The sequence below is a fragment of the Candidatus Cloacimonas acidaminovorans str. Evry genome (assembly GCF_000146065.2).
Lineage (GTDB): Bacteria > Cloacimonadota > Cloacimonadia > Cloacimonadales > Cloacimonadaceae > Cloacimonas > Cloacimonas acidaminivorans.
The window spans coordinates 1322693-1340054 of record NC_020449.1 but is presented as its reverse complement, the minus strand read 5'-3'; the positions used below and the strand labels follow the sequence as shown (position 1 = coordinate 1340054).

Sequence of the window (17362 nt, the reverse complement as noted above, 5' to 3'; positions counted from 1 at the left end):
ACACTCAAGTAACAACTCCGTAACGGAACTACGGAAGTGTTACGGAAGTGTTACGGTGTTGTTACTTAATTGACTAAATAACAATTAATTATGCATATTTCTGCACTTATGGACAAAATATAGGGCTAAAGTATTATATTAGATGGGGGTTATATAATAAATAAAGGCACTAAATACTTTTTCGTTATCCTTTTTTTGCAGGCACTAATATCTCTGAAATATAATTGCCCTTCCGGAATTGAAATTTTATGAATATTTCCCGAAATTGAAGCTCTAAAAAATTGAACAAAACTCTGTTCCTGAACTTATCTTCGGAATATTCTTAGGGATTTAAGATAACTTTCTTTTATCAATTCCAATACAGAAATCTATTGACAGAATAATGCTCTTTAAGAATTATAACTATAATGGCTATTTGCGTATGATTTATTATCTTTACAGGAAATGATATTGAGCAGGGATTATGCGTAATTTATTATTGCAAGAGCCGATTCTGGTAGTGGACATAGGAAATACAAATATCGTATGTGCCATATACTTGAAAGGTAAATCCATTTGGACGGTATGTCTAAAATCCAGTCGGGAAAATACTTCTGACGAATATTATATTCTGCTCGGCAGTTTGCTGGAGTCCACAACTCTACCGGAAGGTTATAAACTCGGGCTAAAAGATATTCGCTATATTGTTTTAGGCAGTGTAGTTCCCGAGCTTACAAGGGTTTGGAAACATTTATGCAGCAAATATATACAGGCAGAAGTGTATGAAATAAATGCACTTAGTCCTTTAGGAATCAGTTTCAGAGTGGATAATCCCTCTTTTATCGGGGCAGATTTAATTGCCAATGCTTATGCTGCCTGGCAGAAATATCGGACATCTTCAATCATAATAGATTTGGGAACAGCCACAACGATTGAACTTATCAGCCAAGAAGGAATGTTTGAAGGCGCTATAATTGCTCCCGGAATAAAAATTGGAGCTGAAAGTTTATTCAGTAAAGCAGCAAAACTATATGAAATTGAGCTTGTTCCTCCTACTGCTCTTCTGGGTTTGAATACTACGGAAGCAATGCTTTCAGGAATAATTTACGGTCATTCCTTTATGCTGGATACATTCATTGCTAAAATCAAAGAGCAATATTCACAACTAAAACCATTTCAAACAATCCTTACCGGTGGTATGTCTTCTTTGATAAAACCCTACCTTAGTGAAATTAATACTATTGATAAAGGTCTTACTCTGGACGGGTTTTATCTGGCTTTAGGCAAAATTTTGAATCAATAATCCTGAATTTATGACGAAAAAGCTTTTCGCCTGTTTGATTTTATTAGCTTTAACTGTATTGTGGGCTACAGAGACGGTTCCTGAGGTTTCTAATCCACCGGAAGACGATCAAACAGAGCAAAAAGGCATTTTTCCTGCCAGATATTTCAGACCCAAAAAGGAAATAAAACGCGAGCTTGATCCCTTAACAGAAAAAGCATTATACCCCCGTCTTTACCTTACTGAATACAATCCTATTATTAACAATCGGATAGAAGTTTATAAGATAAACAAAGGTATGAATTATTACAAGACAAAGCCCTATGAAATTCCTGCCTTTGCACCAGAATATAAGGAAGAAATTGATTTTGCCAATGGTAAAGTAATTTTATGCGTTCAAGTAGGTAATTATAAAATTGCACCCGATGTTCCGATTAGTTTTGACCGTTATTTCAGCAATATGCAAACAAAGGCATTTCATAAATCCCTGATTGCTAATTTCAAGACCCAAGAACAAGTAGCGCAGACAGTTAGCAGCGGTTTATTTAAAGACCTTACCTTACTGCCGGAAATTGCTATGCCGAAAGCGATGCAAAAGGTTCTTGGTTCTTCTGCAGGACGCTTAAATCTGGATGGAACTCAAAAACTTACTATGCAGGTTAGTAATACACATAGAAAACAGGTTCCCATATATGATCAATCAGGGAAAAATGTGTTTGACCTGAAAATGGAAATGGAAACCAACCTTCGTCTTTCCGGAACTATTGGTGATAAAATTGCTGTAAACTTTAAATACAATTCCAAGCAGGATGAAGAACTCTTTGATATGAACAATGTAAATGTAAAATATACGGGCTATGATGACGAATTTATCCAAAGTATTGAAGGGGGAAATATTGCTCTTTCTTTAAGCGGATCGCGCTATGTAAGCTATTCTGCCAGCTCACAGGGACTTTTTGGTATAACCACTAAATTCAAATATGGCAATTTGGACTTAAGTGTAATTGCCAGTAAAGAAGAAAGCCAAAAAAATACTCAGACCTACATAGGTAAAAGTCAGGCGGATTCTTCCACGGTCAGCAGCTGGAAATATGCCAGAAGAACAATGTATTATTTGCACGATCCCTATCAACTTTACCAACTTAAAACCGGAACTAATATACCTCCTGGTTGGATAAATAATGCAATTGAAACCGCTCCAGACGGTTCCTGGATTGTAAATGAAAATTTTTTACCGGCAAATGGAACTGTGCGTTTGTTTTATGATGATGCCAATTATACCAATAATACCGCTTCCGCAGTAGGAGATACTATCTACTATTCCAATAATATGAGACCTCCTTATGAACCGTGTTATGATGAATTAATTGAAGGAACGGATTTTGTAACCGATTATGACAGCGGAATTATTACCATCTTGAAAACTATAGATCGGACTGCCACTTTGGGGGTTCAATATACTCGCAGGGATGGAGTTCAAGTTCCTCCTCCCAATTCTGATACCAGTCGCTTACATGTGAAAGTTCTAAGAAAGAAATATCAGGAATATATTCCTTACGATCCTAATGATGAACTCAATACCTGGCATTTACAAATGCGCAATATATACGATATGGGTAGAACCAACATTAAAAATGATGGTTTTGAATTGCAGGTTTATACTGTTAATGTGGACTTAACCAGAAATTATAATTTACCCGATAATCTGGTCTTTGGTGATATTTCTACCTATAATGACTACTTAAGATTAAATGCTAATGGCAGTCCCGATGGACTTATCAATGGAGATGATGCTACCGTTAATCTTACCAATGGCTGGATTATTATGCCTTTTATTGAGCCAATGAGGGGCTTGGGAGATGGCATAATTTACCGCAAAGAAAATGAGGATGAATATTCCTATCAGGACTCCACAAGCATTTTTATTAATATTAAAGGTAAAATCGGTCGGGAAGCAATTGAGCTTTCTTCAATGGGCGTGCTTAAAGGAAGTGTAAAAGTTAAAGTAAACGGCAATGAACAAAGAGAAAATATTGATTATATAGTGGATTACGATTTTGGCAGAATAACTTTTTTAACTGCTGCTGGAAAGGATCCCGATGCTAAAATTGAAATAGAATTTGAATCCCGCACTCTCTTTAGTGTAGCACAGAAAAATCTGGCTGGGATAAGGGCAAACTGGAAATTGAGCGATTATGCAAAACTGGGAGGAACTCTAATTTATCGCAGTGAAGATGTTTCCGATAGACGACCCAGAATCGGCAATGAAAATATAGAAATGCTGATGGGAGATGTTGATGGTGAATTAACTTTCAAACCGGCTTTTATTACCAAATGGTTGGATGCCCTGCCTTTAATTAATACTACGGCTCCTTCCCAGCTTTCTATGTCCGGTGAAGTTGCTTTTACTATGCCCAATATTTATGGTGATCCCAAAAGCAAGAAAAAAGAAGCATATCTTGATGATATGGAATCAATTATGGATTCTTACCCTTTAGGGGTTACTTATAATACATGGATGCTGGGAAGTAAACCCTTTTCAACCTCTTATGCCAAAGGAAGAATAAACTGGTTCAATCCCAAAGATGTGAAAAGAAAAGATATTGAAGCAGAAGCAACTTTAACGGAACAGGAAAAGGATGAATATGTAACTGTGCTTACTATGATCGTTAAACCGAATCCTGTTCAAATTCCAGGTTCCACAACACATAGTTGGGCTGGAATTATGAAATATCTTGGCAACCAACTTGATTTTTCGCAAAAGAAATATTTGGAGGTTTATGCCAAGCTGGAACCTCTTTATCCTAATACTAATATTTACCCTAATGTGACGATGCATATAGACCTTGGCGATATTAACGAAGATTTTTATACTGAATATGGTGGTTATGGTGTTTTAAACAGTGAAGATGTAAATCGCGATGGAGTTCTTACAATCAGTGAAGATATCGGTTTGGATGGAATTCCTAAAAATCAGCCAGGTCACGATCCTAATGACATTGCCTATCCCGCAAGTGGCAATGATTATTCAGGTGTGAATGGAACTGAAGAAAACAGAATTTTGGATACTGAAGACCTTGATGGTAATGGAGTTTTAAACACTTTAGACCGCTATCTCAGTTATTCTTTTTCGCTTACGAGTCCGGATTCCTCTCTGGTAGTGGATTCTTACAATCAATGGCGGATGTTTCGGATTCCTCTTAATGATGAACAATACTATCAAATGGTAAACAGTTCCGGAACTAATATTCAGCCCTCGTTACAAAAAATATCTTATGCCAGAATTTGGTTGGATACCGATGCCCAGATGGATGTAAAAGTCCGCATCGCAGATATTTCCGTTGTTGGTAATAAATGGCAGGATAATTTTATCCGCCAGTTCAAATATGGTAATGCGCCACCCCCCAATAGCTATGTTCAATATTATAATCCTATAATTGAACCCTCAGTTTTGATAGCGAAAAATACGAGCTATATTTCCGGAATTGTAACTAATCAGAAGAACTTTACTCACTATACTTCACCTGCTGGAACCTGGTATACTGAAGAAAAAAAAGAATCGGCAGAATCGGCTTTAACTTTGGAAGTGAACCATTTACAACGGGATCAAATGTGTTTACTCAGACAGCGTATGCTGGATACTCAAAATCTGCTTTCCTACGATAAAATCCGTTTTTGGGTTTATCCGGAAGCGGCTCAGGGTTCTTATTCCAATTTGGATTCTCTCTATATTATTTTTCGTATTGGAGCTGATTCCTTGAACTATTATCAAGTTAGGCAAAGGGTTCCGGTTCGTCCTTATAATGCTAAAATGAATGCTAAGGACTGGATTCAGCTGGAATATAATCTGCAAGACCTTATTTCCCTGAAAGAAATTAATCCTAATGCGGAAGCGGATTCTTTAGTTAATATAATTCCTGGCGATGAAGGACAACTGGGAAAATATTATCGTGGCAAACCAAGCTTGATTAATATCCGTGATATCTATTTAGGAGTTTATGTTCCCGGAGCTCATTTCTATGCAAATCAAATGGATATAAAAGAATTCAGCGGAATTATATATTTTAATGATATCCGAGTTGCCGATCCTTATGAAGATTTAGGAATTGCCAAACGCCTTAGTGTAAGTGGCACTTTTGCTGATGTTGCCACTATAAATGTTGATTTTGAGGATAAAAGCGAGAATTTTAATACTACAATTCAACGCGGACGCAGTAATACATTTACCAGCACTCAATCCCTCAATATTACGAATAAAATATTCCTGAATAAGCTGTTTCCCAATTCCTGGAACTTGGATATGCCTTTGTCTCTTACCCGAAATTATTCTTTAGGAACTCCCAGGTTTAGAGCAAATTCAGACCTTTTAAGAGCTAATATAGCAGACCCTGAACTGAAAAAAATTGAAAAGACAGAACATTTGGCTTACAGCGCAGATTTTGGTTTCAGCCAAAAACAGGCACCTAAAAACAAAATTCTGCAATATACTGTATATAGAACTTCCCTTAGCGGAAGAATTGAAAGCTCTTATAATAATACTTCTACCGCAGTGGATACCCTTTTGGCATATAGGGGAACTTTGAATTATAACCTGAATATTCCTGCCGAAAAAACAAGCTTCAAATTATTTAAGAACTACCGTTTGGGCTATTTTCCCAATACTTTCAGTAATAGTGTAACCTTTAGCAGTAACGAACCCAAAAGCTGGGACCGACTTACTACCGTTGACAGTTTGGTTTGGAATAAACGTTCTCAGACAACGGATACAAGAACTATTACTACCGATAATAATCTCTCCTGGAGTTTGTTAAGTGATTTAACCGCTACGGCACGGCTCAATACAAAACGCGATTTACTGCAAAAGGACTATCTTTATGATATCAACATTGGTAAACAAACGGAATATGTTCAGGATTTAGGTTTGAATTATAGTCCCAATTACCTGCCGCAAGTGTTTAATTTTACTTCCTCCGTCTCTGCAAGATATACCGATACTCAAAGAAAATACACTCAATATGTTGAAAGTCAAGCAGTTGATACTTATCAGAGAGATGGCAATACAAACCGTTCTATACGCATGAATTTAACCTTGATGAATTCGTCTCTCTTATCCAATTGGGCAATGAAAATGAAAAGTAAACTGCCACCTGAAAGTGTTTCTCCCAAAGGTAAAGAAGATGAAGGTTCAGCTAAAACAGAAATGACGGAAGAAGATAAGAAAAAACAGGAAGAACAAAAAAAACGAGAGGAAATGAAAAAAGAAGAGGAACAAAAGAAACAGGAAGAGATGAAAAAAGAAGAAGAACAGAAATTAAGCGAAGAAGAAATACAAAAACGCAAAGATGAACTTGCTCGTTTAGAAGCGGAAGGTAAACTGGCAGACCTTTCTGAAGAAGAATTGAATAAACTTATGGAAGACATATTTGGGAACGGGGAAAAAGAAGAAAAGACGGAAGAAGAAGAGAAGGAAACTGAAACCACCAAACCCTCAGAAACCAAAGAACCAGGTTTTAATCCTGTAATTACTCTTGTGAATGCTCTTGCTATGCTTAAAAATATAACTGCTTCTTATCAGAATACTTATATGATGAATTATGCCCGTAAAACCAATCCTTTTCCTTTTTCTTTTCAAATTGGCTTACCACACACAGTTCCTTACGATTCTCTGGAAGCCGTTTCCAATGATAATACTCTCACTTTGGGTAGCGGAATAACATTTTCGCGTAGAGTAGATAGCATTATAAACTGTTCTCTGATGTCTAACAGAAGATATGCCAGTGCCAGTAATCAAACTATTGGCTACACTTTTCCCGATATTACTTTATCTGTTATGGATATTGAGACCCTGCTTGGTTTAGGAAAATACATTTCCGGTTCAAGATTAAATACCGGTTTTCAATATACTGTCCGCCAAAATGGAAATCTGGATTGGGTTAAGCCCAAACAGGAGTCCTATACTTATGCCTTAAATCCCTTGCTGGGCTTTACGGGAAATCTTTTTAAGGTCGTTTCTACCAATCTCAGTTTCTCTTTAAGCCAAACCAAAAACATTACCGATATGGATACTTACGAAATTCTGAAAACCAGCAATACACAATCACTGAACGGAAATATTTCCTACAGTTTCAGAGCAGCAAAAGGTTTTTCTGTTCCCTTCACTAAAAAGAAAATACATATTAAAAATGAACTGACATCTTCTTTGGGAATAACCTACGAAAATAATTTTGATAAAACCAAGGGTAGCACTACCTCTCAAGTAGATAGAAATACCAGTCGTTTTGCCATTTCACCTCAGGCAACTTATCAGTTTGATGCCAATATTAGAGGTGGCTTAACCGGCAGCTATGAAGTAAATTCCGATAAAAAAACTGAGGATGGAACTTCTATTTTCAGTTTAGGTGTCTGGGTAGAAATTAATCTATAGCCGGAGGATGCCACTCCTCTGGCTACACTAAAAACCGAGTTCTTTCAGTGCTGATTGCTTTTTTCTCCATTTGTGCTTAATTTTAACAAACAAATGCACTTGAACCGGCATTTGCATAAAACGGGTAAGTTCTCTTTCTGCATATTCCCTTACTTTTTTGATGGAGGAGCCATTTTTTCCGATAAGAATAGGTTTTTGGCTTTCTCTTTCCAGCCAAATTACGGCATCAATAATTACCTTGTCGGGAAATTCTTTAAAGCGTTCAATAAGAACAGCTGAAGAATAGGGGATTTCCTCTTCAAAAAAGTGGAAGATTGCTTCTCTGATAATTTCCTGAGCAAAAAAACGCATTGGCAAATCGGAAAGCATATCATTATCGTAATAGGGCTCGTGAAAAGGGATATAGTACTTAATTGCTTCCATCAATTCCGGAATGTTCTCTCCGGTTTTAGCAGAAACAAAAAAGACCTCATTTATGGATTCGGGAAGATATTTTACCAGCTCGTTTCTATCTACTTCGGGATTGAGGTCAAGTTTATTGAAAACAGCCAATTGAGGATTTTTTAAAGTTTTCAGCTGGTTAAGCACTTCTTTGTCATATTCTGTGGGAAAACCGTCAATTTGCGTTAAGAAAATAATCAAATCAACATCTTTTAAAGCATTATGCCAAATTTTGAGCATCTTTTCCTGCAGTTCATAGCGGGGTTTTAAATAGCCGGGTGTATCTACAAAAATAATCTGATGTTCAGAAGTATTCCATATTCCCTTAATAGCATAACGGGTAGTTTGTGGCTTGGGAGAAGTAATAGAAATTTTTTCCCCTAAAATAAGGTTCATTAAAGTTGATTTACCGGTATTGGGTTTACCGATGATAGTTACAAAGCCGCTTTTGAAATTTGCTGAATTATTCATAAAGCAAAAAAACAAGGGGTGGAAAAGCCACCCCTTATAGTTATTTATTGACCTAAGTTTGCACTTAAATCATTAAAAACATCTTTGATAATTTGAATACATTCATCCAATTGCTCTTTGGTAATAATCAAGGGTGGAGCAAGACGAATGATATGACGGTGAGTCGGCTTGCAAAGCAAACCTTTATCTTTCATTTTTAAACATACATCCCATGCTTCAAATCCATTCATCGGTTCAATTACAATTGCATTCAGAAGACCTTTTCCACGCACAAGCTTGAGCATAGGATGTTCTATTTTACGCAGTTCATTGCGGAAATATTCACCCAATTCAAAAGCGCGTTCAGTCAATTTCTCTTCTTTAATAACTTCCAGGGCAGCAATAGCTACAACACAGGCAAGAGGAAAACCGCCGTAAGTGGAACCATGTTCTCCAGGTTTTATTTGCAGCATAATATCCTTATCTGCCAAAACGGCTGAAACAGGTAATACACCTCCGGAGAGTGCTTTACCTAAAATTAAAACATCGGGTCGCACATTTTCATAATCACAAGCAAGAAGTTTTCCGGTTCTGCCTAAACCGCTTTGAATTTCATCGGCTATAAACAGCACATTATATTGATGGCAAAGGTCATAACAATCTTTTAAATAACCCTCTTTAGGAACAACTACACCGGCTTCACCCTGAATTGGTTCAACAATAAAAGCAGCTACATTTTTGCCGTTTTTTTCCAGATACTCTTTTAAAGCATTAGCATCATCATAAGGAATACGCACAATTCCAGGTGTGAATGGACCAAAACCGCCAAAGCAATCCGGATCGGAAGAAGCAGAAATAATAGATATCGTTCTGCCATGAAAATTATTATCTGCAAATATAAGAATAGCTGAATCGGAAGCTACTCCTTTTACATTATATGCCCATTTGCGGGCAAGTTTCATTGCCGTTTCAACTGCTTCAGCACCTGAATTCATAGGTAAAACCATATCGTAACCAAAATATTCGGTTATATATTTTTCATATTCTCCCAGCTTATTATTGTAAAAAGCGCGTGAGGTTAAAGTAAGCTCTTTTGCCTGGTCAATCAATGCCTGAATAATTTTGGGATGACAATGCCCCTGATTTACTGCTGAATAGGCAGAAAGAAAATCGTAATAACGATTTCCTTCAGGGTCCCAAACATAAACACCCTCTCCTTTTGCTAAAACCACGGGCAAGGGATGATAATTATGAGCTCCATATTTTTCTTCCAGTTCCATTGCTTCACTGCTGCTAATGTTGCCGTATTTCAGATTTTGAGACATTTTTCCTCCATAATTTTTTTCCATTTCTACTATTTCATTATCGGTAGAGCAGTCGCATTTCAGATTCGTGGACATTTTTTCCTCCATATATATTATTATTTCTATTTCTTAAGCCCTTATTTATAAAGGGGTTTTTGTGTCAAGGGGAACTTTTCAGCCGTTTGGTTATATGATACACAAATGTGAATGAAAGAATGGTAGTTATCACATCAGCAATAGGCATTGCATAGATCAAACCGCTGAATTGGAAAAGATAATTCAGCAAATATAACATTGGAATATAGACAATTCCCTGACGCGATAAGGAGACGATGAAAGCAGGTATTGCCTTTCCCATTGCTTGAAGTGCAGCCATTAATATCATTCCCAAACCCGCAAACGGAATAGCAAAAACATAGGCATTCAGTATCTGTGTTCCAATTTTCATAATTGCTTTATCTTTAATAAATACCGCAATTAGTTCTCCCGGGAAAAGAGCAAAAAACAAGGTAAAGACAGCAGACATTCCTAAACAGATTATATTGGACATCTTGATTATTTTTTTCATACGAGTATAATTTTGTGCTCCATAATTAAAACCAATAAGCGGCTGAATACCAATAGATAAGCCAATAAAAGCAAAAATAGCTATGGAAAAAACTCGGGAAACAACTCCCAGGGCAGCAATGGTATGATCCGTGTAAGCAGAAGCCAGCTTAAAACTTATGGCATTTCCGATACTCATCATAACCTGGCTTAAAGAGGAAGGAATTCCAATTGCAAATATTTCTTTATAGCAAGACCAACGCGGGTGTAAATACTTTCTTCCAGGACTAGCTAAGCTCTTCTTTTTTAAGTAATAAGAAATATAATAAAGCATTGCTAAACCCTGACCAATTACTGTAGCTATGGCAGCTCCGGTTACATCCATCTTAAAAGTAAAAATGAACAACGGGTCAAGAATAATGTTTGCTCCCGTTCCTATAAACAAACCCAACATTGCTTCTTTAGCTGCACCTTCAGCTCTAAGCAGTTGAATTAAAGTAAATTTAATCATTATGATCGGACTGCCAATAAAAATTGCTGTTAAATACTGCCTGGCAGAAAGTGCAGTTAAGGCACTGGCACCAGATAATTTAAGATAGGTAGGAATAAAAAGAACGCCCAAGGCAGCAGCAAATATTGATACAATGGCTACGGTAAAAATAGCAGTGGTAGTGGTTTCCCGAGCTGTTTTTAGATCTTTTTTCCCTAAAAGACGGGAGAGATAGCTGGCTCCACCGTTGGCAAAAATTCCTGCAATCGCCATTAGCATATTATAATAAGGCAGAGCAATAGAGACACCGGCAACCTTAAAAGGGTCATTCAGCTTGCCGATAAAAAAAGTATCCGTTAAATTATATAAGATATTTACCAGCATACTTAGCATACTGGGTAGGGCAAGATAAAGTATAGAATAGGCGACAGGTGTCTTTTCCAGAATTTCAATTTTACTGTGTTTCATTTGATGGTTTCCTTATAAAACCCCTTTTTTAAATAAGCAGAATTCTGTCAAGACAGGAAGTTATTTTCTAATAGAATTGCTTTAGCATTGCTCACCCAATACTAATGCCATTAGCAATGGGTAAGCAATGGGTAAGCAATGCTATTAAGGAAGAAGGGTAAAAGGCAGTTATCTTATCCTAAATAATACAGTTAAGAAAAGATGGGTTGGCAAATTCTTTTTTTGCCAAAGAGTTCGCAGAACTTAAAAAAAATCCTTGCCTTAGCTTGCCTACAAATAATAATGGCAATGGAAAAGATATAAGTATATTCTTATTGGTTGAAGGTATAATTTTAGAAGATAAAAATAAATAAAGGAGCGTAAAATGAATTTTCTGAAACGAATGGGAATCTTCCTGCTCACCAACATTCTGGTAATGTTGGTGTTAGGAATTGTAGTAGGTCTTCTGGGTTTGAAAATGGAAGACCTATGGGGTTTGCTGATTATATGTGCTATTTTTGGAATGGGGGGTTCGTTAATTTCGCTGTATTTAAGCAAGCCAATGGCAAAAGCAAGCTATAAAATTCAAATTATAAAACCGGGAATTGAGCATCCCAAAATTGCTTATTTGCTTTCTGCAATAGAAAGTATGGCAGCAGAAAGAAATATTATAATGCCGGAAGTTGGTATTTATAATAGCAGGGATGCCAATGCTTTTGCCACTGGAGCTTCCCAAAACAATGCTTTGATTGCTTTTTCCTCGGCTTTAATAGATCGCCTTTCGGAAGAGGAATTAGCCGCTGTAGCGGGACATGAAATGACTCATATCACCAATGGAGATATGGTTACAATGACTTTGCTGATGGGAGTTGTGAATACCTTTGTGATGTTTTTTGCCAGGATTTTAACGGTCTTAATTGATAATGCATTGCGTGATGATCGCGGTGGCGGATTAGGTTATTTTGGATATATGCTAGTGATTATGGTTCTGCAAAACATTTTAATGTTTCTTGCCAATATTCCTATTGCGGCATATTCGCGTTGGCGTGAATTTAAAGCTGATGCGGGTTCGGCAAAGTTGGTAGGTGCAGGTCCTATGATTGAAGCATTGAAAAAAATAGCCAATGCTTATGTTCCGGAAAAACGAAGTGATTCTTATGCCCTGGCAAAAATCAATAATCAGAAAAGGATTTCCCTTTTTGCTACGCACCCTCCTATTGAAGTGCGCATTCAACATCTTCAGGAAATGCTTTGAAACACATACCGAATTTAGAAATTAAAAAAATGGCAATGGGCGGTTTTGGCATTGCTTATGCAGAAGGAAAGGCAATTTTTGTACCCTATACTGCTGTTGGCGATGTTGTAGATATTGATATTACCATAGAAAAGAAGGATTATGCTTACGGGAAAGTGACAAAATATATAAGTTATTCGGATTCCCGGGTTGAAGTCCAATGCCCATCCTTTGCTGCAGAAATTCCCTGCGGTGGTTGTGATTGGCTGATGTTAAAATATTCTGAACAGCTGAAACAAAAAAATCAGTTGCTTCTGGAACTCTTCAGTCCTTTTATAGATAAGGATGTAATTTACTTTCCTGCTCCTTCTCCCCAAATAAAACATTATCGGAATAAGGTCTTTATGCCGGTGGGGAAAAATTATCAAACGGGTAAAATCACTTATGGAATGTTTGCCCGTTTTTCCCATCAAATAGTAGAACATAATACTTGTGAAAATCATCCCCCGATTTTTGATCAGCTGGCTAATTCCCTGATGGAATTTTGCCTTAAAGCGAAGGTTGAGCCCTATAACGAAATTGAACACAAAGGTCAATTAAGACATATCGGTTTTCGCTGTAATTCTGATGGCAGACAAATTTTGGTGATCCTTGTTACTTTAAGCGGAAAACTCCCTTTTACCAATCTTCTGGTGAAAAAGCTGACTACCGAATTTCCCCAAATAAAAGGTATTATCCAGAATATCAATCGCCAAAAAGAAAATGTTATTTTAGGTAAAGAAACCAAGCTACTCTACGGAAGCGAGAATTTATACGATAATTTATGCGGCTTGAAATTCAGGATTAACTACCGCAGTTTCTGGCAAATAAATACCGGAACAATGGAAATGATTATTTCCTTCCTACAGGATTTTGTTAATAGTAACAATGTTATTCTGGATGCTTATTGCGGAATTGGAGCTATAGGACTTTCTTTAGCAGATAAGGTTAAACGCGTTATTCTGCTGGAAGAATTTCCTCAGGCAATTGAAGATGCAAAAGAAAATGCAGTTCTGAACGGGCTAAAAAATGTTTCTTTTGTCATAGGCAAAGTGGAAGATAACCTGTCTGCTGTTTTAATAAAGGAAAAGCCCGATACAATTATTATGGACCCTCCCCGCAGCGGAGTTCAACAAAACGCTTTGGAAGCAATTATACAAGCGGAAGTTAAACAAATTATTTACTTAAGCTGCGCTCCTATGACTCTTGCCCGAGATTTAAATACACTAATTGCCGGAGAGAAATATAAAGTTGTTTTTTTACAACCCTTTGATATGTTTCCCAATACCTGGCATATAGAATGTCTTGCCGTTCTTAAACATAACGATTATAATATAAATATGAGATAATAAAATAATTGGTTAGGAAAAGAATGAAAAGATACTTATATCTAATCTTCGCTATTTTATTGATGCTGGCTTTAGGAAGCTGCGAAAGTAATGACAGCGATACAATTGCCCAGCGTGAAATTCGGGATATTCTCTATGATATAAGTATGGAATTCAACTTGAAAAATATGAGCGGAATAATGGAACATCTACATACTGAATATCGGCATAAGGGAATGACAAGTTATAATTTTAATGCTCTATGGCTGGATAGAATGGCTCAATACTCCCTGCTGGAAATAGAAGTTCTCTATATTGATTTGGATGACGACTATGCTGTTGTACATAGTAAAAATAAATTTACTTCCCATTCGGAAACCCTTACTTTAAATGAACCGGAGGACTCTGGAGATATTTCCTATTTCAAAAGAGAAAATGGTGTTTGGTATATCTACGGTAACCAACGCCTATATTAATGAACTCTCACAGATTTCATAGATAAGACCTTTGAATAATTGGTATATGAAAGCAATGTTAAAATAATTCAAAGCTACTTCCCTTTGTAGTTTGATAAAGAGTAGTTCGCTAAATATATAAATTATGTGTTATCCCAAAATAACTATTGGACCAATGGAGCAAGATGAAAAAGTTCCAAAGGAACTTATTTTTACTCTGGTTTCTTTTCACCGGGTTGAAACCCGTTGTTAGTACCTGCCGTTCCTGCTGAACTAATAATGTTTTACTATAATGTTTATAGCGCTTATCCGGATTTTTTATAGAATGAATTCAGTATGCATTATTCCTTTTTATGTTCAACGATCTTATAATTTATTAAAGCGGACATCAACCTTCCGGATTTTGTGGTTGAAGGCATCAACGATTCTGTCTGATCGCTTTTACAGCTAAATAGCTATATTTATCGTTGCCAATTCCACAAAGTTTATCCAGAAAATTCCATACCCTAAAAGGAACTTTTTGCAGTTTTTTATCCAGACCTAAAGCAGAAAGCAATTTGTGAGCAAACAAAGTTGCTCTTAAGATATAGAATCCATTATTCTCCAGAATAGATGCCAATTTAGGTGCATCCCAACTATGCAAATGCGCATTCATCGGTGTTTTGCGATTACAATGAATGCAAAGAGAATAGCGGATAACTTCTTTGTAGGGAACTGTTACAAAAAGAATTCCACCTGTCTTTAACATCTTTTTCCAGTTGTCTATTGCTAAAGCTGGATCAACAAGGTGTTCAAGCACTTCCAGGGCAACGATTAGATCAAATGATTTTCCTGGTAGATTTATTGAACAAGCATCACCATAAATGGTTTTTATGCGGGGATCAATATTTTTAATCCTGTTTAGATTTTCTTCGCTAAGGTCAATAGCAGTTACTTCTGCTTCCATATTTGCACAATGCAAAGAAAACCAACCTCTACCACTGCCAATATCCAAGACCTTTTGCCCCTTTTTAATTGGACACAGATGTTGAATAAATTGATTTCTTCTTATTTCTGCAGGAGTTATTAAGTCCTTACCCCAATAATCAAATTCCAGGGCATCATTATGATAATGCTGAATGTAATCCATATTTAATTCCTAATTTCGTTTTCCCTTTTTATAAACTAAGCGAAAAAGAATATCCGGCAAGGTTATTTCCCGCAGATGGTGTTTCCCGCAGATATTGTTTCCCGCAGATTTCGCAGATAAAAACGCAGATTTATTTTTAAGTTCGTAGTTCGTAGTTCGTAGTTCGTAGTTCTGAGTTCTTGGGAAGTAATTATTATTTTTTCCTTTTTTTCTTTTTCCCTCTTTCTCTCTTTTTCTCTTTGTAAAAAATTACTCTTCCCACTTTCTCACTTTTTCTCTTTATCTCTTTCTCTCTTTGTAAAAAATTACTCTTCCCACTTTCTCACTTTTTCTCTTTATCTCTTTCTCTCTTTGTGAAAAATTAAGCTTCTTACTTTAACTCTTTCTCTCTTTTTCTCTTTGTGAAAAATTAAGCTTCTTACTTTATCTCTTTTTCTCTTTGTGAAAAATTACAATTCTCACTTTTTCTCTTTATCTCTTTTTCTTTTTGTAAAAAATTACTCTTCTCACCTTATCTCTTTTTCTCTTTGTAAAAAAATCCATCTCGTTATCTTGCAAAAAAAGATTTGACAGTTTCTCCGTCCTAAAATTTGGTGGCTTAAATTATTCATTACGCTTTGAGCGTAAAGCACAAGTCCCATATTTTGCAGGGGCTTATAGTTCTTTAGGAGGAACAATGTCATCCATTAAATGTGGTACTCACATAGAGTATCGCTGTGGAAGGAGAGTTAACCCAATCCACCACTTAACTAAAACAAACCGCAGTTTGATTTCCTGCACAGATGGCGGAGCTCTACAAAAGTTTCGTTTTAACCCAGGGGAAACCAATTTGCATAAATTTTGGAGGTTCCAGTGAGTAAACACGATAACCGAATCCGAATAAAATTGAAAGCTTATGATCATCGTCTTCTGGATAAGTCGGTAGCTGAAATCGTGAAATCCACTCGCAATACGGGAGCCAAAGTTGTCGGTCCTATTCCGTTACCTACAGATAGGACTATTTATACGATTTTGCGTAGTCCCCATGCCGATAAAAAGAGTCAAGATCAGTTTCAGATGCTGGTTCACAAGCGTTTAATTGATATTGTGAATCCTACTCAGCAAACCACTAATGCACTTAAGAAACTTAGCTTGCCTGCAGGTGTCCATGTGGAAATCAAAGCAAATACAAGGAGCTAAGGATGATTGGATTAATTGGTAAAAAAATAGGTATGACACAGGTGTTTGACAGCGATGGTAAAGTAATTCCTGTTACCGTTATTAAAGCTGGTCCCTGTAAAGTTATCTGCAAAAGAACCGAAGCTGAAAATGGCTATGAGGCAATCCAGATTGGTTATGAAGAAATTCCTGCCCGGAAAGTAAGTAAGCCATTGCAGGGTCACTTTAAAAAATACAACAGTCCTTTTTACCGTTATGTGCGTGAATTTCGTCCTTCTTACGGACAACATATTGAAAGTGTCCAAATTGGGGATGAACTGAAAGCAGATATTTTTGGAGAAAATGAAACGGTTTCTGTTTCTGCCAATTCCAAAGGACGCGGTTTTACGGGAGTGATGAAAAGGCATAATTTTGGTGGTTTTATCAGTTCTCATGGCAGTCATGAGTCCTTTCGGGGACCTGGTTCCATAGGTCAATGTGCTCAGCCCTCGCGTGTTTTTAAAGGAATGAAAATGGCTGGACAATATGGTAACACGAAAGTTACTGTGCATCATCTCAAGGTTATAAAAGTTGATCCTGAAAATAATTTAATAATGGTTAAAGGTGCTGTTCCCGGTCATCGTAATTCCTTAGTAACAATTCACAAGGAACAATAG

General features: G+C 36.7%; 11 protein-coding genes. 7 read left to right on the top strand and 4 right to left on the bottom strand.

Annotated features, from left to right (window positions below; genetic code table 11):
• Nucleotides 1–463: 463 nt before the first annotated feature.
• Complete coding sequence (locus CLOAM_RS05445; RefSeq protein ID WP_044278977.1) at nucleotides 464–1282, top strand: type III pantothenate kinase; 819 nt, start codon at nucleotides 464–466, stop codon at nucleotides 1280–1282.
• A gap of 10 nt (nucleotides 1283–1292) precedes the next feature.
• Nucleotides 1293–7685, top strand: coding sequence for a hypothetical protein (locus CLOAM_RS05440; protein WP_015424869.1), 6393 nt, complete (start codon nucleotides 1293–1295; stop codon nucleotides 7683–7685).
• Nucleotides 7686–7712: 27 nt separating this feature from the next.
• Here CLOAM_RS05440 and era read toward each other — a convergent pair whose 3' ends face one another.
• From era to CLOAM_RS05425, 3 genes are all read right to left on the bottom strand, one after another.
• Nucleotides 7713–8597, bottom strand: a complete 885-nt coding sequence (era, locus tag CLOAM_RS05435; protein ID WP_044278976.1) for a GTPase Era — start codon at nucleotides 8595–8597, stop codon at nucleotides 7713–7715.
• 44 nt (nucleotides 8598–8641) lie between these two features.
• Nucleotides 8642–9976 carry an ornithine--oxo-acid transaminase gene (rocD, locus tag CLOAM_RS05430; protein WP_044278975.1) on the bottom strand — a complete coding sequence of 445 codons (1335 nt, stop codon included), beginning with the start codon at nucleotides 9974–9976 and terminating at the stop codon, nucleotides 8642–8644.
• Nucleotides 9977–10040: 64 nt separating this feature from the next.
• On the bottom strand, nucleotides 10041–11384 hold the full coding sequence (locus CLOAM_RS05425; RefSeq protein WP_015424866.1) for an MATE family efflux transporter: 1344 nt from the start codon (nucleotides 11382–11384) through the stop codon (nucleotides 10041–10043).
• A gap of 364 nt (nucleotides 11385–11748) precedes the next feature.
• Between CLOAM_RS05425 and htpX the strand changes: the two genes are divergently transcribed.
• Genes htpX through CLOAM_RS05410 form a run of 3 tightly spaced genes read left to right on the top strand, consistent with a single transcriptional unit; the run spans nucleotide 11749 to nucleotide 14440 of the window.
• Nucleotides 11749–12618 (top strand): protease HtpX, encoded by an 870-nt coding sequence (gene htpX / locus CLOAM_RS05420; RefSeq protein WP_015424865.1) that lies wholly within the window; start codon nucleotides 11749–11751, stop codon nucleotides 12616–12618.
• Entirely contained in the window at nucleotides 12615–13985 is a 1371-nt protein-coding gene (gene rlmD, locus CLOAM_RS05415; RefSeq protein ID WP_015424864.1) for a 23S rRNA (uracil(1939)-C(5))-methyltransferase RlmD, read from the top strand. The genes htpX and rlmD overlap by 4 nt, the downstream gene beginning before the upstream one ends.
• A gap of 23 nt (nucleotides 13986–14008) precedes the next feature.
• A complete protein-coding gene (locus tag CLOAM_RS05410) occupies nucleotides 14009–14440 on the top strand; it encodes a hypothetical protein (RefSeq protein ID WP_044278974.1) in 432 nt (143 codons plus the stop codon).
• Nucleotides 14441–14837: 397 nt separating this feature from the next.
• Here the strand turns inward: CLOAM_RS05410 and CLOAM_RS05405 are convergent, their stop codons facing one another.
• Nucleotides 14838–15548, bottom strand: a complete 711-nt coding sequence (locus CLOAM_RS05405; protein WP_015424862.1) for a class I SAM-dependent methyltransferase — start codon at nucleotides 15546–15548, stop codon at nucleotides 14838–14840.
• An 852-nt stretch (nucleotides 15549–16400) separates the two neighbouring features.
• On the opposite strand from CLOAM_RS05405, the gene rpsJ reads away from it, so the two are divergent.
• Together rpsJ and rplC are read left to right on the top strand one after the other, a co-directional pair.
• Nucleotides 16401–16727 (top strand): 30S ribosomal protein S10, encoded by a 327-nt coding sequence (gene rpsJ / locus CLOAM_RS05400; protein ID WP_018198457.1) that lies wholly within the window; start codon nucleotides 16401–16403, stop codon nucleotides 16725–16727.
• Between the two features lie 2 nt (nucleotides 16728–16729).
• A complete protein-coding gene (gene rplC, locus CLOAM_RS05395; RefSeq protein WP_015424860.1) occupies nucleotides 16730–17362 on the top strand; it encodes a 50S ribosomal protein L3 in 633 nt (210 codons plus the stop codon).

Excerpts from the sequence above, each read along its gene's own strand:
- CLOAM_RS05445 (WP_044278977.1), top strand. The coding sequence starts at position 464 with ATGCGTAATTTATTATTGCAAGAGCCGATTCTGGTAGTGGACATAGGA.
- CLOAM_RS05425 (WP_015424866.1), bottom strand. The coding sequence starts at position 11,384 with ATGAAACACAGTAAAATTGAAATTCTGGAAAAGACACCTGTCGCCTAT.
- era (WP_044278976.1), bottom strand. The coding sequence starts at position 8,597 with ATGAATAATTCAGCAAATTTCAAAAGCGGCTTTGTAACTATCATCGGT.
- CLOAM_RS05405 (WP_015424862.1), bottom strand. The coding sequence starts at position 15,548 with ATGGATTACATTCAGCATTATCATAATGATGCCCTGGAATTTGATTAT.
- CLOAM_RS05410 (WP_044278974.1), top strand. The coding sequence starts at position 14,009 with ATGAAAAGATACTTATATCTAATCTTCGCTATTTTATTGATGCTGGCT.
- rplC (WP_015424860.1), top strand. The coding sequence starts at position 16,730 with ATGATTGGATTAATTGGTAAAAAAATAGGTATGACACAGGTGTTTGAC.
- rocD (WP_044278975.1), bottom strand. The coding sequence starts at position 9,976 with ATGTCCACGAATCTGAAATGCGACTGCTCTACCGATAATGAAATAGTA.
- CLOAM_RS05440 (WP_015424869.1), top strand. The coding sequence starts at position 1,293 with ATGACGAAAAAGCTTTTCGCCTGTTTGATTTTATTAGCTTTAACTGTA.
- htpX (WP_015424865.1), top strand. The coding sequence starts at position 11,749 with ATGAATTTTCTGAAACGAATGGGAATCTTCCTGCTCACCAACATTCTG.